A 21434-nucleotide genomic window follows, 5' to 3' on the forward strand; every position below is an offset into this window, starting at 1 on the left:
CGAAGGGCGTGCAAGGCCCGGTGGTTTGGGACCACTACGGGCTAGGCCGGGTCGTGCGACCTAGGGCTTACGCATCAATGATGGACACCGAAGATCGGCACGAAAGTGGCCGAGCGTATGAACGGGACAGCTGACCAGACAGGGCCTGCCTGGCCTCTGGCGGGTCAGGAAGCGAGCATCGATCCCCGCTGCGCACGTGCTGTGGTAAAGCGATGAGGTTGCTGCCAGGCCAGCGTGGCCTGAACATCGGTAGCCGCCTGCTTGACCTTCTGCGTCCATTGGTCGTCTTTGGGGCAGACCACTACCACGCGAAAACCATGCTCGAGCCCCTCGAGCCGTACACCTTCGGAGTCGTCCACATGCAGGTCGATGTCAAACGCCGAGGGCAGCTTGGAGGGCGAGTTGACCAGCCCCCGCTGGCCCAGCATGTGCTGGTGGCGGTCGCTGTTGACCACGCCATCGACGCGGATACCGTACAGCAGCAACCATCGGCGGATGTAGGCCGGCGTGCGTCCGGACGATGTGTAGATCCACACGCTGCAACCCTGGCGGCGCAGGTCGCTGATCAATTCGCGGGTACCGCTGCGCAGTGGCTCGCCCAACCAGCGGTGGACGAAGCTCGGCAGCCGGTCCGGCTCGGCTTCGGCGTGCTCGGGCAGGCAGGCCAAGGTATCGTCGATGTCGAACGAGATGCGCACTCGCGCTTGACGTACAGTGCTTTCGAGCACCGCTCGGCAGCGCTGCCAGGCTAATCCGCGACTCATCGAAGGCTCCTCTCGCGCAGGGGGGTTGGCAGGAAAAACGTCTCGGGCGCCGGGGCATGGGCTTCCAGGAAGGCGGCGTACTTTTTCTTGATCTTGGGCAGCTCGTACAGCGCCTTGACGCCGTGCTTGGCCGAGTTGCGGATGACTGACGAGGGATTGAAGTAGCCTTCGGCGTTCTCGAGCGACAGCACGAATGGCGGCAAGCCTGCGCGCATCAGCAGATAACTGACGATCAGCGAGCCGGTACGGTTGTTGCCTTCGATGAACAGCTGTGGCTTGCTGAGGATGCGCACGTACACGCCAGCTGCGCGCTTCCATATCGAATCGCTGCCATAACCGCAGTACCAGTTGTACAAGTCCTTGATGCCGCCTTCGACGTTGTTGAAAAAATGGGTTTCGGTAGCCGCCAGGTGCGCAGCGAACTCCTGGCGGCGGGCGGCGTCGGTGCCACAGAGCACCGTGGCGTTGATTTCCAGCATCAGGTTCACCTGCTGCAGGTGAAACAGGTCGATACCGCGCGCCACGTAGTGATCGACCAACGCGTAGCCCTCCAGCACGTTGCACAGCACCTCGTCGGTGAACGGGTCGCGAGGTTCGGTGAAGTGGCGGCTGAGCTCGGCGAAATGCGCCTGCACTTGGCGCAGGGCGTGCTCGACGGCGTTGAGATCCAGGCGGGGCGTCGCTGGCATCGGTTATCCCTGATTGCGGTATTGGGGTAAAGACCACCGCGGGCCTTGGCCGTCCTGGCACTGGCGCGCGGGCGTTCTCAAGCGAGGCTCAGCTGAACTTGCCACTGATGTAGTCGGCAGTCAGCTGTTCACGAGGGTCTTGGAATATCTGGGTGGTGGGCCCCATCTCTACCAGGTAGCCCGTGCGCGTGCCTTGGGAAATGTCGACCGAAAAGAACGCCGTGGTGTCAGCCACGCGAATGGCCTGCTGCATGTTGTGGGTCACCAGCGCAATGGTGTAGTCCTTTTTCAACTCCACCATCAGCTCCTCCACCCGCCGGGTCGCAATCGGGTCCAGCGCCGAACAGGGTTCATCGAGCAACAGCACCTCGGGTTCGGTGGCGATGGCCCGGGCAATACACAAGCGCTGCTGCTGGCCACCGGACAGGGACAGGCCACTGACCTTGAGCTTGTCTTTCACTTCATCCCACAACGCAGCGCCTTGCAAGGCATGCTTGACCCGGTCACCGATATCGCCCTTGTAGCGGTTCAGCCGAAGGCCGAAGGCCACGTTGTCGAAAATGCTCATCGAGAACGGGTTGGGCTGCTGGAACACCATGCCGATGTAGCGGCGCACCACGACTGGATCGACCCCCTTGCCGTAGACGTCCTGCCCCAGAAAGTGCACATGCCCTTCGAAGCGAAAGCCCTTGACCAGGTCGTTCATGCGGTTGAGGCTGCGCAGCACGGTGCTTTTGCCACAACCGGACGGGCCGATGAAACCGGTGATCTCGTTCTTGCGGATCGGCACGTGGCTGTCGCGCACGGCCATGAAGTTGCCGTAGAAGATCTTGTCCAGCTTGCAATCCATGACGATGGGGGTTTCGCTGGCCAGGGGAGCGACTCTTTGGGCGGTGGATACGTTCACGTCGAATGCTCCCTTATCAGTACTTGGGCTTGCCGAATACACGGCTCAGGATGTTGATGACCAGCACGATCATTACCAAAACCAGCGACGCCGCCCAGGCGAGCTCCAACTGGTTGTCGAACGGCATGCCGGAGAAGTTGTAGATCAGCACCGCCAGCGAAGCGGTGGGGTTCATCACCGCCAGGCTGCCATCGTGGTAGATCCAGTAGTTGCTGAACAACGCGGTGAACAGCAGCGGCGCCGTTTCACCCGCCGCCCGGGCCACGGCCAGCATGACGCCGGTCAGGATGGCGGGCAGGCCGGTGGGCAGCACGATCTTCCAGATCACCTGGGCCTGGGTGCAGCCCATGCCGTAGGCGGCGTCCTTCATGATCTTGGGCACCATCTTCATGGCTTCCTCGGCGGTCAGGACCACGATTGGTAGCATCAAAACGGCCAGCGCCACGCCGCCCGCCGGCGCCGAGTAGGTCCCAGTGGTCATCACCACCAGCGCATAGGCAAACACGCCAGCCAGGATGGACGGCAAGCCGGTCAGCATCCTGGCGGCGAAGCGTGCGGCGTTGGCCAGCTTGCTGTCAGGCCCGAGCTCGGCCAAAAACACGGCCGCCAGGATGCCCACCGGCACAGCAATGGCCGCTGCAATGCCGACCATGACCAGGGTACCGACCATGGCGTTGCCGAAGCCGCCGCCCATTTCGAAGCCGGTTGGCGGCAGCTCGGTGAACACTTCCAGGTTCAGCCGTGCGCCACCACGGGTGATGAGCATGTACAGCACCGAAATCAGCGGCACGCTGGCCACCAGGGCGGCGAGCCAGGCCAGTGTGGTCAGCAGTACGCTGCGCAGCGCCCGGCCCTCGAGCTTGCGCTGCAGGCTTGGCAGCGCGGCCACTGGTGTAGAGAGATCGGTCATCAGCGGTTACCTCGTTGCGCGTAGAGCATGATCATCGAGCCCAGCACGTTCACCAGCAGCGTGATGAACATCAGCACCAGGGCGGCGTACATCAGCACTTCCACCTCGTTTGGTCCGGCTTCGGGGAAGTTCAGGGCCAGCAACGCTGCCAGGGTATTGGCCGGCGCGAACAGTGACACAGAGAGGGTGTTGGCGTTGCCCACCAGCATGGCCAGTGCCATGGTCTCGCCCAGGGCGCGGCCCAGGCCCAGCACCAGCGAGCCAAAGATGCCGGTCGCAGCCGAGGGCACCATGACTTTGAGAATCGCCTCCCAGTGCGTCGTGCCCATGCCATAGGCGGCTTGCTTGGTTTTCATCGGCACACTGGTCAACGCGTCCTGGGAGACCGCGGCGATGGTCGGCAGAATCATGATCGCCAGCACCAAGGCTGCAGGCAGCAACCCCGGCCCGCTCAGGGACGTGCCGAAGAACGGGATCCAGCCCAGCTCGCTGTTGAGCCAGGTGGTCAGTGGCCGTATGGCCGGAATCACCACATAGATGCCCCACAGCCCGTACACCACGCTGGGGATGGCGGCCAGCAGCTCGACGATGGTGCGAAACACCGCCGCGAGTCTGGCCGGCAGAAAATCCTGGGTCAGGAAGATGGCCATGCTGACGCCGAAGAAACCGGCGATCAGCAAGGCGATGAATGCGCTGTACAGCGTGCCCCAGATGGCAGGAAGAATGCCGTACTGGCCTTGGTTGACGTCCCAGACACTGCCCAGCAGCACGTCGAAGCCATGCTTCTCGATGCCGGGCAAAGCCTTGCGGCCTACCTCGTAAACCAGTGCGAAGACCAGTGCCAGGACCAGCACAACCCCAATGCGGGCCAGCGCACGGAAGGTGCGGTCCACCAGCACGTCCCTGGCAGACGGCGGCCGGCAGGCGGAGTCGGGGTTATCCGGTAGGTCGAAGGGTGTGTTCATTGGCAGGTTCCGAGACAGGGTGCTGACACCCCCGGCGTATCAGGCGCACGCCGGGGACGCCGGTATCACTTGATGTTGGCGGAGGCTTTGCGCACTTGCTCGACCACCGAAGGCGGCAGCGGGATGTAGCCCATCGAGTCGGCGATCTTCTGCCCTTCGGTCAGGCTGTACTCGACCATGTCGCGCATGGCCTTGGCCTTGGCGGGGTTGCCATTGTCCTTGCGGAAGATCATCCAGGTGTAGGAGGTAATGGGATAGGACTTGGCGCCGTCCGGATCAGGCAGCCAGGCCACCAGGTTTTCCGGCATGTTCACGGCGGCCAGGGCCTCGGCGCCACTTTCGGCATTGGGCACCACGTACTGCCCGGCCTTGTTTTGCAGTTGGGCGAAGTCCACCTTGGCCAACTTGGCAAAACCGTACTCAATGTAGCCAATGGCGCCTGGGGTCTGGCGTACGGTGGCGGTTACACCATCGTTTTTAGGTGACTTGATGAACTTGTCGGTAGCCGGCCAGTTGACCGTGTTGCCCTCACCCAGCTTTTGCTTGAAGTCGGCATTGATAGCCGAGAGGTGCTTGGTGAACACCGCTGTCGTGCCACTGGAGTCGGCACGCACAACGACGGTGATGGGGGTATCGGGCAGCTTGAGCTCCGGGTTGGCGGCCGCGATCTGCGGGTCGTTCCAGCGGGTGATGGTGCCAAGGAAAATATTGGAGTACACCTCGCGCGGCAGCTTGAGCCCTTTCGGGTTGCCAGGCAGGTTGTAGGCCAGCACGATCTCGCCGGCGGTCATGGGCAGCAGTTGTACGCCCTCGCCCACCTTGGCCATGTCAGCTTCGCTCATGGCCGAGTCGCTGGCGGCAAAGTCCACGGTCCTGTTCAGAAAATCCTGCACCCCGGCGCCGCTGCCCTTGGACTGGTAATCGACGGTCACGCCGTCGGACTTCTTGCTGAAGTCCTTGAACCAGGTCAGGTAGATGGGTGCGGGGAAGCTGGCCCCGGAACCGGTCAGGCGAATGTTTTCTGCGGCGATCGAAGCCGATGTGGCGCAAAGGGAGACCGCGACGGCGAGTGCAGCAGACTTCATCAGGCGTATCATTGAAAGCGCTCCGTGTGATGGCCGGCACACTTTGCATCAGCTGTGTTACAGCTTTGTGACCACCGCGTGGCACCGCGCCCCTCTCCACGCCACGCCCTGCCCTGCGCCCCATTGAGCTGCGGCATTTTTTCAATGCCTTACGCTCACGTCCATGGAACACTCACCGTTTACCGCACTCCCACCCTTATCAGGGCAGCGGCCCTGCACAACCTGAGCTGGAGGACAAACCTGCATGAAGAAGATCCTGATGGTGTTGACGTCCCACGACCAACTGGGTGACACCGGTAAGAAAACCGGGTTCTGGCTGGAAGAGTTCGCGGCACCTTATTACGCATTCGTGGATGCCGGCGCCGACGTCACGCTCGCTTCGCCCAAGGGCGGGCAGCCGCCGCTGGACCCGAAAAGTGACGAAGACGATGCACATACCGAGGCCACTCAACGCTTCGCCAAAGACACCGAGGGCCAGGCTGCCCTGGCCGATACCGTCCCCCTTGGCGAAGTCGACCCTTATGATTTCGACGCCGTTTTTTATCCAGGCGGCCACGGCCCACTGTGGGATCTGGCCGAAAGCCAGGACTCGATCGTTCTGCTGCAGGCCTTTTATGCCGCCAACAAGCCCATCGCAGCGGTATGCCATGCACCGGGCGTGTTGAAAAACGTCAAGGCGCCTGACGGTCACCCTGTCGTCAAGGGCAAAAAAGTCACGGGCTTCACCAACAGTGAAGAGCAAGCCGTGGGTCTGACCGACGTCGTCCCGTTTCTGGTGGAGGACATGCTGCGGGGCCATGGCGCACACTATGCCAAGGCCGAAGACTGGGCGAGCCATGTGGTCGAGGATGGGCATCTGATAACAGGTCAGAACCCGGCATCCTCAGCAGCAACTGCCAAGGCATTGCTTAAACGGTTAGCCCAGGAACCCGGCGCCTGAGCATTGGTTTGTGCATCGCAAAGCAGCAAACGCTACGCAAAGGAATTTTTTGCTACAGCCCGAGGTCACAACGGTAGCGCACAGCTATCGCTTGCACCTCTGGCTGCAAGTCTACATCGGATGTTCCCTTTATTCAGCGTGCGCAGAGCCAGAGTATTGCCATGAAAACGTGCGAATTCCCAAGCTGTCCGACCGTTCTGCTGGTTGAGGACGAACCTATCATCCGTGAGCTGATCGCCATTGCCCTTGAGGACCTGGGCGCAGCGGTAACCAGCGTGGAAACAGCACAGGAAGGCCTGGAAATAACCTCGCGTTCGGCATTTTCGATGCTCCTCACCGATGTCCGCACCCCTGGTGCGGTGAACGGACTGGAGCTGGCCTACCAGGTGGGCCAGTCGCAGCCTGACACTCGCATCGTGGTCATGAGTGGTTATCACGACCCGTCAAGCTGTGCCCTCCCCTCTGGCGCTATATTCCTGCCCAAGCCCTGGACCCTGGATCATTTCATCGGCGTGATCAGTGATCAGCTCGCGCGTTCAGCTTCGCTTCGCGCTCAGCCTGCGGCTTGATCCAGGTTCAGCCAGTTCGGATCGACCGCATGCTACCGATCCTTGGAAGTGAGTCTGCATCGATTGCGGTCGAGCCGTTTCAGCGGGCGCCTTCCAGTGCCTGCTGCAACGATTGGTCAGCCAGTTGTCGAAGGTCCCGCCACTGCTGCCTAGCGATCAGCCCGAGCCGCTGCATCTCGTCCGCCTGACGCAGCAGTTCCTGGTGGGAGGCACGGGGGCAGGCGCAGCGTGCCACGTCATCATCGAAGGTAGAAAACCAACGGTTGATTGCCTCCAAGTACATCAGGTCAGTAGAAGGCTGCTCAATGAATGCCGTCATGCCGGTCTCCCTGGTGCTCGCTTTTTCAATCGAACCCAAGGAGTGACCGATGGTTCACTCCGGTTGGTAATCGAGCGAGCCGGCCTCACACGATACCCGTATGACCATCCAGTACCTGTCGCACGCGCCGTGCCAGATCATGGGGCTGGCAGGGCTTGGAGATCACATCGAATTCAGAGCCACCGATGTCGGTGCGTTCGATCGAGTTCTCCGCGTAGCCGGTGGTGAGCAGCACCTTGATCTGCGGCTGCAGGCGACGCACCTCGCGCGCCAGCATCACCCCATTCATGCCGCCGGGCATGATCAGGTCGGTGAACAGCAAGTCATAGCGCTCACCCGCTTCGATAAGCTTCAGCGCTTCGCGTGCGTTGAGCACCATGTCGGCGTCGTAGCCATAGTTTTCCAGCACCATCTTGGCCAGCTCCGCAACGTCTGGACGGTCTTCGACGATAAGAATCCTCTCGGTACCGGAACTGCGCTCGACCAGCTTCACGGGCTTTTCCTGAATCGGGCTGGCTTCATCCACCGGGAAATACAAGCGCAGCGTGGTCCCCTCACCCTCTTCGGTATAGATCCTGGCAGCGCCGCCGGACTGACGCGCGAAGCCATACACCATGGACAGACCCAGCCCCGAGCCCTTGCCCTCCTCCTTGGTCGTGAAGAAAGGGTCCATGACGCGATCACGAATGCTCGCAGGCATGCCGATGCCGTTGTCGGTAATGGAAATGCTCACGTAACTGCCCGGCAACAGGCCGTCGAAGGACAGATTGATGTCGCTTACGTGCACGTTTCGCGTTTCGATGAATACGTGGGGGCGCTTGCGACCGATCAGAGCGTCGCGAGCGTTCATGAAGATGTTCAGCAGTGCCACTTCGGCCTGGGTCGGGTCGATGCGACAGTTGCGCAAGTGCTCTTCCAAGTCATATTCGACCGTCACCTGGGCGCCGAAGGTGCGCTCGATGATAGGGCTCACGTCATCGAGCAGATGATTGAGGTTGAGCACGCGGCCGTGCAGTTTCTGCTTGCGGGCAAAGGCCAGCAACTGCTTGGTGAGGGTACTGGCACGATCGACCGCCGTTTGCGCATGCCCGACGCTTCGGCGAATGCGGCTCAGGTCCGGCTGCGCCTTGTCGGTCTCGCTGGCCACCAGCCCCATGTAACCGCCCATCACTTGCAGCAAGTTATTGAAGTCGTGAGCAATGCCGCCCGTCAACTGACCCAGAGCTTCCATCTTCTGCGCCTGACGCAATGCATCCTCGGCATCGCGCCGACGGCTGACGTCCAACTGCGAGGCGAAGAAGTAGATCAGGTCGCCACGCTCGTTGAAAATCGGCGAGATGAACAGCGCATTCCAGAAACTGGAGCCGTCCTTGCGGTAATTGAGCACTTCGGTGGCGATATCCACGCGCTTCTCGATCGCCTCACGGATAGCGTCGACCACCGACCGCTCAGTCTCGGGGCCCTGCAGGAAGCGGCAATTTCGCCCCATGATCTCACCGGATTCATAACCGGTCATTTCCAGAAACGCGCGGTTGGCAAAGATGATAGGATTGTCGTCGCGGCTGGGATCGGTCACGATCATGGGCATGCGCGTCGTTTGCACGGCAGCGAAGAACATGTCGTGCGGCAGGTTGGATATGTCTCCGGTCGCCTGATTGCTGACGCGGGCCTTCTTTTCCGTCACGTGACTCTCCTGGTTGGGCAATGGTGCAACTCGTCACTTCTTGACAACGCCAAGCGGTAAATTGCTCCGCCAATAGCGGCTGCTTACGAAACTATTGTTCGATGGCCAATGTCGATTCGTCATCTCCGGCCTACGCTTGCTTGTAAGCGGTAGATTCAACAGCCAACGTTGCCCAAGCCATGCCCCACCCACCCTGCCACGGATGCTGCACACCCTCTTGGAAAGCCATGACCTTATCTACGCGTAACCACGTGCGCATCACCGGTGCTGGCCCTGTCACGTTGATCTTTTCCCACGGTTTTGGCTGCGATCAATCGATGTGGAAGTACCTGTTGCCGCATTTTCAAGCGCGCTTTCGCATCGTGACCTACGACTTGGTTGGTGCTGGGCAATCGGACTTATCGGCGTACGATCGCGTCCGGTACGACTCCTTGGCGGGTTATGCAGCGGATCTGAACGAGATAATCACAGAATACGGCCAAGGCGCCGTGATTCTGGTCGGTCATTCGGTCAGCGCCATGATTGGTGCACTGGCGGATCGACAGCAACCTGGTCGCATTGCAGCTCATGTGATGGTCGGCCCATCGCCATGCTATATCGACGACGGCGACTACATCGGCGGTTTCAAGCAGGAGGATATCCACGAACTGCTCGAAACACTGGACAGCAACTACCTGGGCTGGTCGAGTACCATGGCGCCGGTGATCATGGGCGCGCCGGGCCAGCCTATGCTGAGCGAGGAGCTGACCAACAGTTTCTGCCGCACCGATCCAGACATCGCTCGGCAGTTCGCGCGTGTCACGTTCCTGTCTGACAACCGGCTGGATGTGCAGGGCCTGCCTACGCCCGTGTTGATTCTTCAGTCCATCGACGATCTTATCGCGCCAGTTTCCGTGGGCCAGTACCTCCATGCCGTGCTGCCCAACAGCACGCTGTGCCTGATCGACAACATCGGCCATTGCCCGCACATGAGTGCCCCTACAGCCTGCTCCCAGGCCATGGACGCCTTCCTGCAACCCTGGGCACCGGGGCCATGACCGGCGCGGGTGAGATACCGGCTGTCGACGCGTTGTTCGAAGGGGCACCCTGCGGCCTGGTGGTCACCACCGAGACGGGCGTGATCGTGAGGGCAAACCAGACCTTCTGCAAGTGGTTGGGCTACGCGCCCGAGGACCTGACGCAGTGCAGGTTTCAGGAGCTGTTGACCATGGGCGGACGAATTTTCCACCAGACCCATTGGGCGCCGCTGATGAGAATGCAGGGTTCGGTCGCCGAGGTTAAGCTCGAAGTACGGCACCGCACCGGTCACGTCATCACCATGTTGCTCAATGGCGTGCGCCGTCAATATGCCCACGGCGTGTTCCACGAGCTGGCGCTGTTCGGCACCATCGAGCGGGATCGCTACGAGCGTGAATTGCTCACCGCCCGGCGCCGCGCCGAGCAATTGCTGGCGCAGACCACTGAGGCCGAGGCTGCGTTGCAGCAGGCCAAGGCCGAGCTGGCCGACGCCTACCAGAGCGCCCAGCGACGCGCAGCCTTTGCCGAACAGATGGTCGCCATCGCCAGTCATGACCTGAAAAACCCGCTGACTGCGATCAAGATGGCGACGCAGTTGCTCGAACGCGGTGAGCACAGGGACAAGGAACGGCGTCTGCTGGGCAGTATCAGCCATTCTTCGGAGCGCGCCAGGCGCATGATCGCTGATCTGCTCGACTTTGCCTCGGTCAGGATTGGCCAAGGCATCACCATCTGCCGTCAACCGATAGACCTGTGCTCGACGGTCGATCAAAGCGTCAACGAATTGAGAGTCGCCTTCGCCCAGGCGCACATTCGTCACCTGTGCAAAGGCAAGGGTCAACGTGCGCTGGACCCAGACCGCGTGCAACAAATGATTGGCAATCTGGTGGCCAACAGTGTGGCCTATGGTGACCTCACCCATCCCGTCACCGTTACCACTGATCTTCATGAGCATGGCGCCGTCATCAGCGTGCACAACCATGGCCCCTGCATTCCTGATACCTTGCTTACATCCTTGTTTGCACCTATGACTCGGGGCACGGACCGTGCCGACTCGGTGCGCTCTGTCGGGTTAGGGCTGTTCATCGTCAGCGAAATCACTTTGGCCCATGGCGGCGATGTCACCGTCGCTTCGGATGCGGCGCTCGGTACCACTTTCACGATACGCCTACCGTTACTGGCAGACTGAGCACGACGGCACGGGTATGCGCGTGTCCGCATGCCCGCCGAGCTTTTGACCTGAACTTTTGTTTGTCCTGTGGTTTCCCCTGCATAACACACTCGCCTTCGCAGGAGTTGAACCATGAGAGCATTGACGTACCACGGCGCACAGGATGTAAGAGTCGACACGGTTCCGGACCCTATCCTGCAAGACGCTGACGACATCATTCTGAGGGTTACCGCCACTGCCATCTGCGGGTCTGACCTGCACCTGTATCACGGCAAGATTCCACAAACCGAACAGGGTGATATTTTTGGCCACGAGTTCATGGGCGTCGTCGAGGATGTCGGCCGCGGGGTGACCAATGTGCAAGTTGGTGACCGCGTCGTGATTCCCTTCGTGATCGCTTGCGGCAGCTGCTTCTTCTGCCAGCACGACTTGTTTGCCGCCTGCGAGACGACTAACACAGGCCGCGGCGCCATCATCAACAAGAAAATCATTCCACCAGGTGCAGCGCTGTTCGGCTACAGCCATTTGTATGGTGGGATCCCGGGCGGTCAGGCGGACTATGTACGGGTACCCAAGGCCAACGTAGGCCCCTTCAAGGTGCCCACTTCGCTGTCAGACGACAAGGTGCTGTTCCTGTCGGATATTCTGCCCACCGCTTGGCAGGCAGTGACCAACGCGCAAGTGGGCCAGGGTTCGACAGTAGCCATCTACGGTGCGGGCCCCGTCGGCTTGTTGAGCGCAGCCTGCGCTCGCATGCTGGGCGCTCACACCATTTTCCTGGTCGACGACAACGACTACCGCCTGACGTTTGCCCGCGACGCTTATGGGGTAGTACCGATCAATTTCGAGCAGGACGATGACCCTGCCGACAGCATCATTCGGCTAACCCCGGGCATGCGCGGCGTTGATGCCGTCATCGATGCAGTAGGCTTCGAGGCCAAGGGCAGCACCACCGAAACCGTCATGACAGCCCTGAAGATCGAAGGCAGCAGCGGCAAGGCGCTGCGTCAATGCATTGCTGCCGTACGGCGCGGCGGCGTGGTAAGCGTCCCTGGTGTGTACGCCGGGTTCATCCATGGCTTCCTGTTCGGCGACGCGTTCGACAAGGGCCTGACGTTCAAGATGGGTCAGACCCACGTCCAGAAGTTCTTGCCAGAATTACTCGAGCATATCGAGGCTGGCCGGCTGCAACCTGAATTGATCGTGACGCATCGATTGGCGCTTGAGGAAGCGGCGATGGGCTACAAGATGTTCGACCAGAAAAAAGATGACTGCCGCAAGGTCATTCTGGTGCCTGGTGCGGCGGCGGGTACGCTGGCTCCCGAGGTGCCGATTTAAGGGCATTCCACGCTGTCTGTGGCCTGGCCCGCGGTTAGCGGGCCGAGCCCGGCTTCACGCGTGCATCAGGGTGCTCAAGGCCCCGACCAACGTGTCATGATCGAATGGCTTGCTCAGTACCATCCCGCCATGGGTGGGCCAGGTCTGCTGCTCAGGGGTGGGCGGTGCATAGCCAGTGATGAACAGCACTGGCAGCCGCGGCCTGATCCCCCTTGCAACGTCGACCATCTTTCTGCCATCCAACCCGCCAGGCAGTCCGACATCGGTGATCAGCAGGTCGATACGCGTGTCCGAGCGCAGCAATTGCAAACCCGCCAGGCTGTCGGCTGCTTCGATGACGACGTAGCCCATTCCACTGAGCGTTTCACTGACATACAGGCGCACCGACGCTTCATCGTCCACCACCAATACCGTTTCACCCGGCCGCGCCCGGTGATTCACTGCAGGGGCAACGCTGTCGCTGACCACACGGGCAGGCCCACCGTGACTCGGTAATTGCACAAAGACCCGAGTGCCTTGCCCCGGCGCCGACTCGATGTGCACATGTCCGCCGGTCTGGCGGGCAAAACCGTACACCATCGACAGACCCAGCCCCGTACCTGCACCTAGCGGCTTGGTGGTGAAAAATGGCTCGAACGCCCGCGAGAGGGTTGCGGCGTCCATACCAATGCCCTCATCCGTGACGCAGATGCTCAGGTAATCGCCCGAAGCGATCTCAGGGTCTGCATCCCCATCGATGCGCTTGTCTGCCGTGCGAATGCAAATCCGGCCGTTACCGTCCATGGCATCGCGCGCATTGATGCAAAGGTTCAGCAATGCGTTCTCAAGCTGGACGGGATCGACCAGACACGTGTGCAACGAAGCGGACAACTGGACCTCCAGCTTCACGGAAGGGCCTACCGTGCGGCGCACGAGCTCAGCCATACCATCGATCAGCGCATGGACATCCGTCTGCACGGGCACCAGGGTCTGGCGCCTGGCGAACGCCAACAGTCGGTGCGTCAGCGCGGCGGCCTTGCGTGTAGCACCGTAAGCCACGGTCATGTAGCGTTCAACGTCCTCATGACGGCCCTGGGCCAGGCGAGACCTGATCAGGTCAAGACTGCCCGAAATGCCCGCCAACAAGTTGTTGAAGTCATGGGCAATGCCCCCAGTCAATTGTCCAACCGCCTCCATTTTCTGGGCCTGACGCAAAGCGGCTTCGGCCTCCTCCCGCTCGGCTACCGCCTGGGCAACACGCGCCTCGAGCGTTCGGTTGAGCTCAAGAAGTTGCGCCTCTACCTGCCTGCGGGCCGTGACGTCGATGGAGGATCCTACCAAGCCGATCACCTCCCCGTCGTCACTGAGCAGCGGTGCCTTGACCGAGAGCCAATACGTGGCCGACCCGTCTGGCATGTCCACCCGCTCTTCGACCTGCACGGCCGTCCCGCCAGCCATCACACGCTGATCGGTTTCCATCACCTGCCTGGCCTGCTCCTTGTCCTCGAGGAACTCAAGGTCGGTCTTGCCCAGGTAGAATTCCGGCGGCTTGCCAATCAGCTGCGTGGCGCCATGATTGGCCACCAGCATGCGCCCCTCCAGGTCCTTGGCGTACACCACGCCGGGAACCGCGGCAGTGAAGGTACGCAGCAACGTGGACATGCGGTCGCGCTCGGCCTGGGCCTTGCGACGTGACTCGATGTTCATCAGCACACCAGGAAAGCGCACCGCAATGCCCTGCTCATCGAGCTCGACTCGACCGTTGGCTTCAACCCACCGATAACAGCCATCGTCCTGGCGGACCCGGTATTCACAGCGAAACGGGCCGCCCAGGGCCGTGGCCGCCTGAATGGCTTGCGCGACGCGTTCGCGGTCATCGGGATAGATGGAGGCAAACGCTTCTGCCAGAGGCATCCCTGTCAGGCATTTGGACAGCGGCAAGCCAAACGAATGCGAAAAACGCTCATCGGCCGTAACCCTGTCATTGGGTATATCCCATACCCACGTGCCGATGATCGCGCCCGCGTCCAGCGCAAGCTGCAACCGTTCTGCGGTTAACGCGGCATCATCCTGGCCACTGGCATCGATACCAGCGGTACGTTGATTCATCGATCGACCTCGAACTTCCTGAGTACAAGCACGGGCACCGGGCACGTCGCGCTGCGCAAAAGGCGCCTATCATGGGCCCCGCGGCCAAGAGTTGAAAGGCCTGGTCTTTATGCCAACTGAATAAAGATGGCGTATGACCCCAGCAAGACCCAGCACACGAGGAAAATCCAGGGTGTACGCAGCGAGAACAGCAAGGACTTGCGATGACCGGCCTGGGAGGTTTCGGTCTCGCTGAACAAGGGCGACTCGTCATAAGCCAGGCCCATCATGGGTTCGCTTCGCAGCAGATGGCTCTGTTTGAGCTGCCAATGCTCGATGATCTTGTAGGCGGCGTGAATACCTGGCCAGGCGTTCAGTGAACTGAGCACGCCAAGCAGCGCCAGAAACGGCGGCACCACCAACGTGAACATTTCACCCCAACTCTGATTGGTGTTGCCCATGGCAGACGCATAGGCAATCACCAGAAATGACTGGGCAGCCAGATAAGCATCCGTACGATTGGCAAGGATGCTGGTCTCGTACTGGATTTCCTGTCGGTAGAAGTCCAGCCGCTCCTTGGGCGAGCCGAACATGCGGGCATTATGCTCCTGTATTTCGTGCTCCGGGGTGGCTGGGGTGATGATACGTGGCACAGTACGGCTCCTAGAAAGTATTCACGGGCAGGGACAATGCCCACGCGCCAGTCAACAGCGCTTGACTGCCGTTGACGTCGCGCGATGTAGCGAAGCTGGCTGAACACTGCTTTACGGCTTGTGCGCAGGCACATCCCTGGCGGTCTTCTGCGCCGTAGTGTCCTGTTCGGTGCCCGTAGACCCGTCTGGACGGTGAGCGTCATTGTCTCGCTCTTCTTCGCCTGTGGTACGCGCTTGCTCAACGCGGTTGGCGTCCTGCTCATTCGATGTGCTCATGAAGACACCTCAGCCTTTGCTATGTTCAGGAGAAGAAGGTCCAGTGCCGCGCTTGATGCCACGCGGCCCCCAAATACCCCAGATCGCCAGACCCGCAACAGGCAGCGCCAGGAGCAATAGCGCCCAGGCCGCCTTTGTGGCATCGGTCTTGTCACTACGAAACACGCTGACGATCGCCCACAAGTCCACCAGTAGAATGAGGACCGCCACGGCAATCCAGAAGTACGTCACGGGCTCGTTCATAACCGCTCTCCAGGTTTGATCGGTTTTTCAACCTCTTTGAAGAGGAAGCATGAAAGTCCTGCTAAGTTCAGCTCGATTGTTGCGCGATGGACGGGCGGGCACACGTGCACTGAACCAAAAGCCTTGCGCTCGCGTCCACTGCAAAATGCTGCGCGAGTTACAGGTATGGTCACTGACCCGATTGAGTCCGTTTTCGAGTATTTGAAAAAACATGACCTTGTTCTGACCACTGCCGAGTCCTGCACTGCAGGCGCCATGGTAGCGGCACTGGCCGCCCTGCCAGGAACAGCCGAGGTGCTCGAAAGCGGCTACGTCGTCTACTCTCCTGCTGCCAAGCAGCGTCTGCTAGGCGTCAGCCCCACGACCATCGAGCGCTATGGCCTGACCAGCGAGGCGGTGGCCTGGGAAATGGCATTGGGCGCATTGAAAGACAGCAACGCTACCGTCGCCATCGCCACCACGGGCGTAGCGGGGCCTGCCGCGCAAGGCAAAATTCCGCCAGGTACGCTGTGTTTTGCCTGGGCATTCGCGGGTGAGCCGCTTGCCGTTTTTACCGGCACCCAACGTTTTTTTGCCGAGCGTGAAGAAGTGATGCGCCAGGGGGCAGTCTATGGGTTGTCGCAACTTGCGCATTATCACCAACGCTGGCTACGCGGCGAACGAGCCTGATCACATCTCGATGAATGAGCACCCGATGAATTCCAAGCATTATCCAGCGCCCGAAAGCGCCAATGCGCACCACGCTTTTTGGCCCGCCGGACGCATTAAAGGGTGTGCACTTTTGCTGCCCCTGGGTGTAGTAATGGCCGCAATGCCGGCCAGTACCTGGCTGATCGATACCCAGGCGAGCAGCGCCGATGGCAAGGTGCAGGTGCAGTACAAACGACTGAGTCGCAGCGCAAGCCCTGCCGATCTTTCGATTGAAGTAAGGGGAGCGCCGAGCAAGCCGCTTTGGGTTCAGCTCGGCGGCAGCATGCTTCAGGAGGCGAGCATCGAAACCGTGCAACCGCAACCGCTGCGCATTCAAACCCAAGGGAAGGCAATGCTCGTTGAAGTGGCGACAGACGAAGCAGGGCTGGCCACGTTGCACCTCACCGTGCGCCATGAAGCACTTGGTCAGGTCACAGGTCACGTACGGGCCGGCGCCAACAGCGCCGTGCGACTATCGACACTCCTGTACCCGTAGCCCTGAACGGCTGAACACACACGCCTGAACACGAACACGCCGGGGCCCGTGCCACCGGCGTGTCGCCAATCTAATTCAGGACTTCTCAGTGGCAACCGCGAATTTCGTCATGTCCACCGCCGGCGCGACGAACTCCGGGCCTTTGCCCGAGACCCGCCACCGCACGTTGGTCAACCCATAGCGCTCAGCCATGGGTCGGCTGACTTTCTTGATCTTGTGCTGACCGAACCGCGGGATGATACCGACGCCTGCATCGCAACTCGCCCAGTGCCAGGCCTCGGCGTTGTCCATGCGTTCCAGTCGAATGATGAAAGTCCTGAATTCTCCGTGTAGCTCGTACTCGATTACATACAGTTGTTGTCCTGCCATTGGACTCTCCTCCATCAAACTCAGCCTAATGGAGCCAAAGGCGTAACAAAAAATTCCATTTATTTTGACCCGACAGTCATCGTCTTGCCGTTGCCCATTTGTGCCGAACTGTTGTCGCTTCGCTTCAGTCACACTTGTACAAAAGGTGCAGGAGCTGCAATGTGGAAGACGTATCTGAAAGCCCGCGGCAATGTGCCGAGCCCCAACGAGATACCGGTGGCTGGCTGGCGCTGGAGCAGTATGCGGCCCTTGGGGATGGGCGCTCGGTAGCACTGGTGGGCCTGGACGGTTCCATCGACTGGTGGTGCGTGCCCCACATGGACTCCCCCCCTCTGTTCGATCGACTGCTCTCGCCCAGGACCGGCGGTTACTTTGCCATCACCCCAACCCAGCCCTATCAGGCAAAGCGTCGCTATCGCCCCGGCAGCAATGTGATGGAAACCGAGTACATCACCTCTACCGGCAGCGTGCGATTGACCGAATCGCTAAACAGCGGGCCTGCCGGGCGCTTACCCTGGGCGGAACTGGCTCGCCGTATCGAGGGCATCGAAGGGTCGGTCACGCTTGAGATCGCCATCGATTTTGGTACCCAGGCCGACACGGTTAGCCCGTACCTCACGCCCAACGACAACGGCTGCGTTTTTCACGCAGGCCATATTCTCGGGATGTTCCTGCATGATCAACAGATCAGCGTGCGGCGCAAGGACGACATAGGCGTGCGCGCCACACTCGACACCTCGCCGGGGCAACGCACCGTGGTGGCCCTGATCGCGGGGCGTGACGAGCCCTTGGTGGTGCCGCCACTGAGCCTGATCGATGAACGCATCGACGGCTCTGATCGTGAATGGCGGCAGTGGTCGAAAAGCCTCATCTATAAAGGCCCCTATCAGTCAGTGGTGATACGCAACGCGCTGGCGCTCAAGTTGTTGCTGTCATCACCCAGCGGTTCGATCATGGCGGCTGCCACCACGTCGTTGCCAGAGCGCATAGGCGGCACCAAGAACTATGACTATCGGTTCGCATGGATACGCGATGCCGGGTATACCATCGAAGCCTTCCTCGGCATTGGCGCTCAGCCTGAAGCCAAGGCAGCGTTTACCTGGTTGCTGCGCAGGCTGGCCGAGCACGGCGCGCAGGTCTTCTACACCCTGGACGGGGCCATCGGTGACTGCACACGCACCATCGACCTGCCGGGCTACAAGCAATCCCCGCCCGTAGTGGGCAACGACGCCCGCGACCAGTTGCAGCACGGCGTGTTCGGCGACATTTTCGAAACTGCCCGTTGTTTCATCGACACCGGCAACATCCTGGACGGCAGCAGTGCAGTGCTGCTGTCACGGCTGGCCGATCAATGCGCAGACCAGTGGCGCCAGCCCGATGCCGGTATCTGGGAGTTACCAGAAACGCGGCACTACACCCTGTCGAAGATTAGCTGCTGGCAGGCCCTGAGCCGGGCCATCGAACTGGCCGACGGCGGCCATCTACCCACAACCTGCCGGCAGCGCTGGGCGCGCGAGCGTGACCGTATTTTCGAGTGGATCGAAACCCATTGCTGGCATGAGGGCCGCCAGGCGTATGTGTTCTACCCAGGCAGCGATCGGCTGGACGCAGGTATCGCCCTGGCGGTGCGCTTCGGCTATCCGGCGCCTGAGAGGCTGCAAAGCACCCTGGAGGCTGTGCAGCAAAGCTTGTCGGCAGGCCCCTTCCACTACCGCTACAGCGGTGCGGTCGAGGAGGAAGGCTGCTTCCTGGCGTGCACGTTCTGGCTGGTAGAGGCTTGGGTACTGCTCGGCCAACACGAACGCGCGCAGCACGCCTATGAAGCTGCCTTGCAAGGCCTTGCCCATGGCGCAGGCATCTATTCGGAGATGGTCGACCCTGGCACGGGAGAGTACCTGGGCAACCTGCCGCAAGGCCTCACGCACCTGGCGGCGCTGCGCGCAGCGTTGGCACTGGGTGGCCGCGCACCGTGTAGATGAGGGTACACGCCAGGCACGTCATCTGCGCAGCGGAACTGATGGCCTGGCGCTCGACTCAACCCATGGCAACCGTGATTACAACAACCTGCAGAGGTGATCCATGAACGCCATCGAATTGCTGACCCAGGACCACCAGTTGGTCAAGAAACTGCTCGAAGAGTTGTCTTCGACAACGGAGCGCGCGGTGAAAAAGCGTGCCGAACTGCTGGAACGCATCAAGCAGGAAGTCACTATCCATACCGCGCTGGAGGAGGAAATCCTGTACCCGGCCATTAAAGAGGCTGGCGGCAAGGAAGAGGAAAAGATGTACTACGAGGCCAAGGAAGAGCACCGTACCGTCGATTCACTGGTGCTGCCTGACCTTGAAGGCACAGACACCGGCACGGTCGAGTTTGCAGGCCGGGTCAAGGTGATGAAAGAGTTGCTGGAGCATCATATCGAGGAAGAAGAAAGCGAGCTGTTCCCTACGGCACGCAAGCTGCTGGGTAAGCAGCAACTCGAGGAGATGGGCAAGACGATGATGGCGCAGAAGAAACTGCTCAAGGGCAAGTCGGAGCAGCGAGCCGCGTGATCAAGCCTGCGCGCCCCCTCAAGGGAGCGCGCAGCTCGCCCGCTATTCTGCCGGCGATTCGGCATCGACCATCGGCGGTACTGGTGCCAGGGCAAAGGCCCTGCGTTGTTCGGATCGCCGCGCGAACGGGCGAGCGGGCAGCGGTTCCAGCTGTTGTGGCGTACCGGTTTCAAGCGCTCGCTTGATCGCCTCGACTACCCGTACATCGCGCCACCCCTCCTCCCCGTCGGGTTCGGGCGCTACGTTGTTGAGGATGCAGTCGGAGAAATAAGCAGTTTCCCCAGCAAATTGATCCACCACAGGGTTAACGTGCACACGCGTCTCGCCATCGATGGTGGCCCTGTAGCTGATCGCCACCCCTTCCCCATAACCAAAGCACGGTGAAGCCTCGATCTCGCCCTTGGTGCCCAATAGCTGGAACCGCTCGGTAGACGGCAAGGTATAGCTGACGGTGAACTGGGCCAGTCGTTCGTCTTCGAAGCGCAGGCTCACGGTGACCGTGTCCCAGGTGTCCATGGTGCTGCCAGGCGAGCGAACTCCCATGGCCGAGACTTCGATGGGTTCGGCGTTGAACAACTGGCGAACCATGTTCAGGGGATAGGGGCCCATGTCGGGCACCGGCCCGGCCTCGAAACCATTCTGGGCACGGTGGTTATTGGGCTTGACCCGCTGCGTGAAGATAGAGGTGAACAACCTGGGATCACCGAAATCGCCCTTGTGCACCCGCTCGATCATGTCCAGCGTGCCAGGCTCGCAGTGTAGACGGTAGGCAACCATCAGCTTCGCCCCAGTGCGTTTCGAGGCCTCGATCATGGCCTTGCAGTCGGCTTCGCTGATGCCCATGGGCTTTTCGAGCAATACATGAATACCGGCTTCGAGCGCCGGCACCACGAATTCACGGTGACGGAAATTAGGCGTTGCGATGTAGAGCGCATCCACCTCCCGCGCAGCAAGCATCTGAGCATACTGGTCGTAATGGTAGGTGCGCAGGGCATAACGCTCGCCCAACTGTCGGGCTTTTTCCTCATCCCCGGTGACCAGGACGGTAATTTCCGAGTTGTCGGTCTGCCCGATACCAGGCATGAACGCACCCTGGGAAATCGAGCCCCCGGCCACTACACCATAACGGACCTTGCGTGCTGTACTGGGCATGACATCCCTCCTCTTGATCACGATTCAAAGCAGTACCTCTCAAGTGGGCAAGCCAAGGCTGGGTGAGGTTCAAAAAAACGTGTGTGCCCGCGCTGTCATGGCCATGCGTATCCGGGTAGAGGATCGATCTGAACCCGTCTTCAGCTGGCCTGTCCCACGAACAAACCAAGACCGAGGACAGCGCGATGGAGGATTGGATCGATTGGCTGGAATGGCCGGCCATGGTGCTGACGGTAGTGGCAGCATGGTGCATAGGGTCGCGGCGACCCGCCCGCCGCAAAGTCGGCTTCTGCTGTTTCATTGCAAGCAATCTGTTATGGGCGGCCTGGGGCTGGCACGCCGAGGCCTGGGCGCTGATCATTCTGCAGTTCACGCTGTGCGTCATGAATCTGCGAGGATGGAAGAAGAATACGAGGATGGAGCCGGGTTGACGTGGATCTAGGTGTAAGTGCCTTTGCCGGAGCGCCGGGCCGGCCCCGGTAGCTGAAGGTGTCAAGTTGAATGTCAGGCGCCCAGCTCAAATCGTGGGGCCGCTTTGCGGCCCATTGCAGCACTAAGCCGCTGGCTTCAATTTCGGGAA

The 21434-nt window shown here is 60.7% G+C and carries 24 protein-coding genes; 10 read left to right on the top strand and 14 right to left on the bottom strand.

Going from position 1 to position 21434, the window contains the following annotated elements; genetic code table 11:
• Positions 1-164: 164 nt before the first annotated feature.
• The 6 genes from PFU01S_RS06940 to pstS all read right to left on the bottom strand — a co-directional run bounded on the left by PFU01S_RS06940 (position 165) and on the right by pstS (position 5332).
• A complete protein-coding gene (locus tag PFU01S_RS06940) occupies positions 165-764 on the bottom strand; it encodes a hypothetical protein (RefSeq protein ID WP_042139284.1) in 600 nt (199 codons plus the stop codon).
• Entirely contained in the window at positions 761-1453 is a 693-nt protein-coding gene (locus PFU01S_RS06945) for a hypothetical protein (protein ID WP_027914763.1), read from the bottom strand. Before PFU01S_RS06945 ends, PFU01S_RS06940 begins: the two co-directional genes overlap by 4 nt.
• A gap of 88 nt (positions 1454-1541) precedes the next feature.
• Positions 1542-2303 (bottom strand): phosphate ABC transporter ATP-binding protein PstB, encoded by a 762-nt coding sequence (gene pstB / locus PFU01S_RS06950; protein WP_042139286.1) that lies wholly within the window; start codon positions 2301-2303, stop codon positions 1542-1544.
• A gap of 73 nt (positions 2304-2376) precedes the next feature.
• Positions 2377-3270, bottom strand: coding sequence for a phosphate ABC transporter permease PstA (pstA, locus tag PFU01S_RS06955; protein ID WP_027914761.1), 894 nt, complete (start codon positions 3268-3270; stop codon positions 2377-2379).
• The gene (pstC, locus tag PFU01S_RS06960; RefSeq protein WP_028687012.1) at positions 3270-4235 is read right to left on the bottom strand and encodes a phosphate ABC transporter permease subunit PstC; all 966 of its coding nucleotides are present in this window, start codon (positions 4233-4235) and stop codon (positions 3270-3272) included. Before pstC ends, pstA begins: the two co-directional genes overlap by 1 nt.
• Positions 4236-4300: 65 nt before the next feature.
• On the bottom strand, positions 4301-5332 hold the full coding sequence (pstS, locus tag PFU01S_RS06965; protein ID WP_028687011.1) for a phosphate ABC transporter substrate-binding protein PstS: 1032 nt from the start codon (positions 5330-5332) through the stop codon (positions 4301-4303).
• A gap of 232 nt (positions 5333-5564) precedes the next feature.
• Between pstS and PFU01S_RS06970 the strand changes: the two genes are divergently transcribed.
• Both PFU01S_RS06970 and PFU01S_RS06975 read left to right on the top strand, forming a co-directional pair.
• Positions 5565-6260 carry a type 1 glutamine amidotransferase domain-containing protein gene (locus PFU01S_RS06970; protein WP_027914758.1) on the top strand — a complete coding sequence of 232 codons (696 nt, stop codon included), beginning with the start codon at positions 5565-5567 and terminating at the stop codon, positions 6258-6260.
• A gap of 161 nt (positions 6261-6421) precedes the next feature.
• The gene (locus tag PFU01S_RS06975; RefSeq protein ID WP_027914757.1) at positions 6422-6829 is read left to right on the top strand and encodes a response regulator; all 408 of its coding nucleotides are present in this window, start codon (positions 6422-6424) and stop codon (positions 6827-6829) included.
• A 79-nt stretch (positions 6830-6908) separates the two neighbouring features.
• Here the strand turns inward: PFU01S_RS06975 and PFU01S_RS06980 are convergent, their stop codons facing one another.
• Together PFU01S_RS06980 and PFU01S_RS06985 are read right to left on the bottom strand one after the other, a co-directional pair.
• Positions 6909-7148 (bottom strand): hypothetical protein, encoded by a 240-nt coding sequence (locus tag PFU01S_RS06980; RefSeq protein WP_033736765.1) that lies wholly within the window; start codon positions 7146-7148, stop codon positions 6909-6911.
• An 85-nt stretch (positions 7149-7233) separates the two neighbouring features.
• A complete protein-coding gene (locus PFU01S_RS06985; protein ID WP_028687009.1) occupies positions 7234-8832 on the bottom strand; it encodes a histidine kinase famiy protein in 1599 nt (532 codons plus the stop codon).
• A gap of 227 nt (positions 8833-9059) precedes the next feature.
• On the opposite strand from PFU01S_RS06985, the gene PFU01S_RS06990 reads away from it, so the two are divergent.
• The 3 genes from PFU01S_RS06990 (at position 9060) to PFU01S_RS07000 (ending at position 12358) form a co-directional block, all read left to right on the top strand.
• Positions 9060-9869 carry an alpha/beta fold hydrolase gene (locus PFU01S_RS06990; RefSeq protein ID WP_027914754.1) on the top strand — a complete coding sequence of 270 codons (810 nt, stop codon included), beginning with the start codon at positions 9060-9062 and terminating at the stop codon, positions 9867-9869.
• Positions 9866-11038, top strand: a complete 1173-nt coding sequence (locus tag PFU01S_RS06995; RefSeq protein ID WP_033736763.1) for a PAS domain-containing sensor histidine kinase — start codon at positions 9866-9868, stop codon at positions 11036-11038. Before PFU01S_RS06990 ends, PFU01S_RS06995 begins: the two co-directional genes overlap by 4 nt.
• Positions 11039-11152: 114 nt before the next feature.
• On the top strand, positions 11153-12358 hold the full coding sequence (locus PFU01S_RS07000) for a zinc-dependent alcohol dehydrogenase (RefSeq protein ID WP_027914752.1): 1206 nt from the start codon (positions 11153-11155) through the stop codon (positions 12356-12358).
• 54 nt (positions 12359-12412) lie between these two features.
• Here the strand turns inward: PFU01S_RS07000 and PFU01S_RS07005 are convergent, their stop codons facing one another.
• The 4 genes from PFU01S_RS07005 to PFU01S_RS07015 form a co-directional block, all read right to left on the bottom strand.
• Positions 12413-14446: a hybrid sensor histidine kinase/response regulator gene (locus PFU01S_RS07005; protein WP_028687007.1), complete on the bottom strand. Its 2034-nt coding sequence runs from the start codon at positions 14444-14446 to the stop codon at positions 12413-12415.
• Between the two features lie 107 nt (positions 14447-14553).
• On the bottom strand, positions 14554-15078 hold the full coding sequence (locus PFU01S_RS07010; protein ID WP_023536033.1) for a hypothetical protein: 525 nt from the start codon (positions 15076-15078) through the stop codon (positions 14554-14556).
• 111 nt (positions 15079-15189) lie between these two features.
• Positions 15190-15354, bottom strand: coding sequence for a hypothetical protein (locus tag PFU01S_RS22355; RefSeq protein ID WP_165919250.1), 165 nt, complete (start codon positions 15352-15354; stop codon positions 15190-15192).
• 9 nt (positions 15355-15363) lie between these two features.
• Positions 15364-15597 carry a PLDc N-terminal domain-containing protein gene (locus tag PFU01S_RS07015; RefSeq protein WP_028687006.1) on the bottom strand — a complete coding sequence of 78 codons (234 nt, stop codon included), beginning with the start codon at positions 15595-15597 and terminating at the stop codon, positions 15364-15366.
• A 165-nt stretch (positions 15598-15762) separates the two neighbouring features.
• Between PFU01S_RS07015 and PFU01S_RS07020 the strand changes: the two genes are divergently transcribed.
• Both PFU01S_RS07020 and PFU01S_RS07025 read left to right on the top strand, forming a co-directional pair.
• The gene (locus PFU01S_RS07020) at positions 15763-16266 is read left to right on the top strand and encodes a CinA family protein (protein ID WP_028687005.1); all 504 of its coding nucleotides are present in this window, start codon (positions 15763-15765) and stop codon (positions 16264-16266) included.
• Complete coding sequence (locus PFU01S_RS07025) at positions 16223-16783, top strand: hypothetical protein (protein WP_156041701.1); 561 nt, start codon at positions 16223-16225, stop codon at positions 16781-16783. The genes PFU01S_RS07020 and PFU01S_RS07025 overlap by 44 nt, the downstream gene beginning before the upstream one ends.
• 75 nt (positions 16784-16858) lie before the next feature.
• On the opposite strand, the gene PFU01S_RS07030 is transcribed toward PFU01S_RS07025, so the two are convergent.
• Positions 16859-17152, bottom strand: coding sequence for a DUF6555 family protein (locus tag PFU01S_RS07030; RefSeq protein ID WP_027914747.1), 294 nt, complete (start codon positions 17150-17152; stop codon positions 16859-16861).
• 224 nt (positions 17153-17376) lie between these two features.
• Here PFU01S_RS07030 and PFU01S_RS07035 point away from each other — a divergent pair, with 224 nt between their 5' ends.
• Complete coding sequence (locus PFU01S_RS07035) at positions 17377-19131, top strand: glycoside hydrolase family 15 protein (RefSeq protein ID WP_028687003.1); 1755 nt, start codon at positions 17377-17379, stop codon at positions 19129-19131.
• A gap of 100 nt (positions 19132-19231) precedes the next feature.
• Positions 19232-19702, top strand: coding sequence for a PA2171 family ribosome-binding persister protein (locus tag PFU01S_RS07040; protein ID WP_027914745.1), 471 nt, complete (start codon positions 19232-19234; stop codon positions 19700-19702).
• Between the two features lie 42 nt (positions 19703-19744).
• Here the strand turns inward: PFU01S_RS07040 and PFU01S_RS07045 are convergent, their stop codons facing one another.
• Positions 19745-20854 (bottom strand): Gfo/Idh/MocA family protein, encoded by a 1110-nt coding sequence (locus PFU01S_RS07045; RefSeq protein ID WP_028687002.1) that lies wholly within the window; start codon positions 20852-20854, stop codon positions 19745-19747.
• A gap of 185 nt (positions 20855-21039) precedes the next feature.
• Here PFU01S_RS07045 and PFU01S_RS07050 point away from each other — a divergent pair, with 185 nt between their 5' ends.
• On the top strand, positions 21040-21285 hold the full coding sequence (locus PFU01S_RS07050) for a hypothetical protein (protein WP_027914743.1): 246 nt from the start codon (positions 21040-21042) through the stop codon (positions 21283-21285).
• Positions 21286-21434: the final 149 nt, after the last annotated feature.

Origin of the sequence: Pseudomonas fulva NBRC 16637 = DSM 17717, from assembly GCF_000730565.1 — a bacterium.
Taxonomy (GTDB): Bacteria; Pseudomonadota; Gammaproteobacteria; order Pseudomonadales; family Pseudomonadaceae; genus Aquipseudomonas; species Aquipseudomonas fulva.

Coding starts and splice junctions, on each gene's coding strand:
- PFU01S_RS06995 (WP_033736763.1), top strand. CDS start 9,866: ATGACCGGCGCGGGTGAGATACCGGCTGTCGACGCGTTGTTCGAAGGG.
- PFU01S_RS06980 (WP_033736765.1), bottom strand. CDS start 7,148: ATGACGGCATTCATTGAGCAGCCTTCTACTGACCTGATGTACTTGGAG.
- PFU01S_RS07045 (WP_028687002.1), bottom strand. CDS start 20,854: ATGCCCAGTACAGCACGCAAGGTCCGTTATGGTGTAGTGGCCGGGGGC.
- PFU01S_RS06990 (WP_027914754.1), top strand. CDS start 9,060: ATGACCTTATCTACGCGTAACCACGTGCGCATCACCGGTGCTGGCCCT.
- PFU01S_RS07020 (WP_028687005.1), top strand. CDS start 15,763: ATGGTCACTGACCCGATTGAGTCCGTTTTCGAGTATTTGAAAAAACAT.
- PFU01S_RS06970 (WP_027914758.1), top strand. CDS start 5,565: ATGAAGAAGATCCTGATGGTGTTGACGTCCCACGACCAACTGGGTGAC.
- pstA (WP_027914761.1), bottom strand. CDS start 3,270: ATGACCGATCTCTCTACACCAGTGGCCGCGCTGCCAAGCCTGCAGCGC.
- PFU01S_RS07050 (WP_027914743.1), top strand. CDS start 21,040: ATGGAGGATTGGATCGATTGGCTGGAATGGCCGGCCATGGTGCTGACG.
- PFU01S_RS22355 (WP_165919250.1), bottom strand. CDS start 15,354: ATGAGCACATCGAATGAGCAGGACGCCAACCGCGTTGAGCAAGCGCGT.
- pstC (WP_028687012.1), bottom strand. CDS start 4,235: ATGAACACACCCTTCGACCTACCGGATAACCCCGACTCCGCCTGCCGG.
- PFU01S_RS07015 (WP_028687006.1), bottom strand. CDS start 15,597: ATGAACGAGCCCGTGACGTACTTCTGGATTGCCGTGGCGGTCCTCATT.
- PFU01S_RS07030 (WP_027914747.1), bottom strand. CDS start 17,152: ATGGCAGGACAACAACTGTATGTAATCGAGTACGAGCTACACGGAGAA.
- PFU01S_RS06975 (WP_027914757.1), top strand. CDS start 6,422: ATGAAAACGTGCGAATTCCCAAGCTGTCCGACCGTTCTGCTGGTTGAG.
- pstB (WP_042139286.1), bottom strand. CDS start 2,303: ATGGATTGCAAGCTGGACAAGATCTTCTACGGCAACTTCATGGCCGTG.
- PFU01S_RS07000 (WP_027914752.1), top strand. CDS start 11,153: ATGAGAGCATTGACGTACCACGGCGCACAGGATGTAAGAGTCGACACG.
- PFU01S_RS07005 (WP_028687007.1), bottom strand. CDS start 14,446: ATGAATCAACGTACCGCTGGTATCGATGCCAGTGGCCAGGATGATGCC.
- PFU01S_RS06945 (WP_027914763.1), bottom strand. CDS start 1,453: ATGCCAGCGACGCCCCGCCTGGATCTCAACGCCGTCGAGCACGCCCTG.
- PFU01S_RS06940 (WP_042139284.1), bottom strand. CDS start 764: ATGAGTCGCGGATTAGCCTGGCAGCGCTGCCGAGCGGTGCTCGAAAGC.
- PFU01S_RS07040 (WP_027914745.1), top strand. CDS start 19,232: ATGAACGCCATCGAATTGCTGACCCAGGACCACCAGTTGGTCAAGAAA.
- pstS (WP_028687011.1), bottom strand. CDS start 5,332: ATGATACGCCTGATGAAGTCTGCTGCACTCGCCGTCGCGGTCTCCCTT.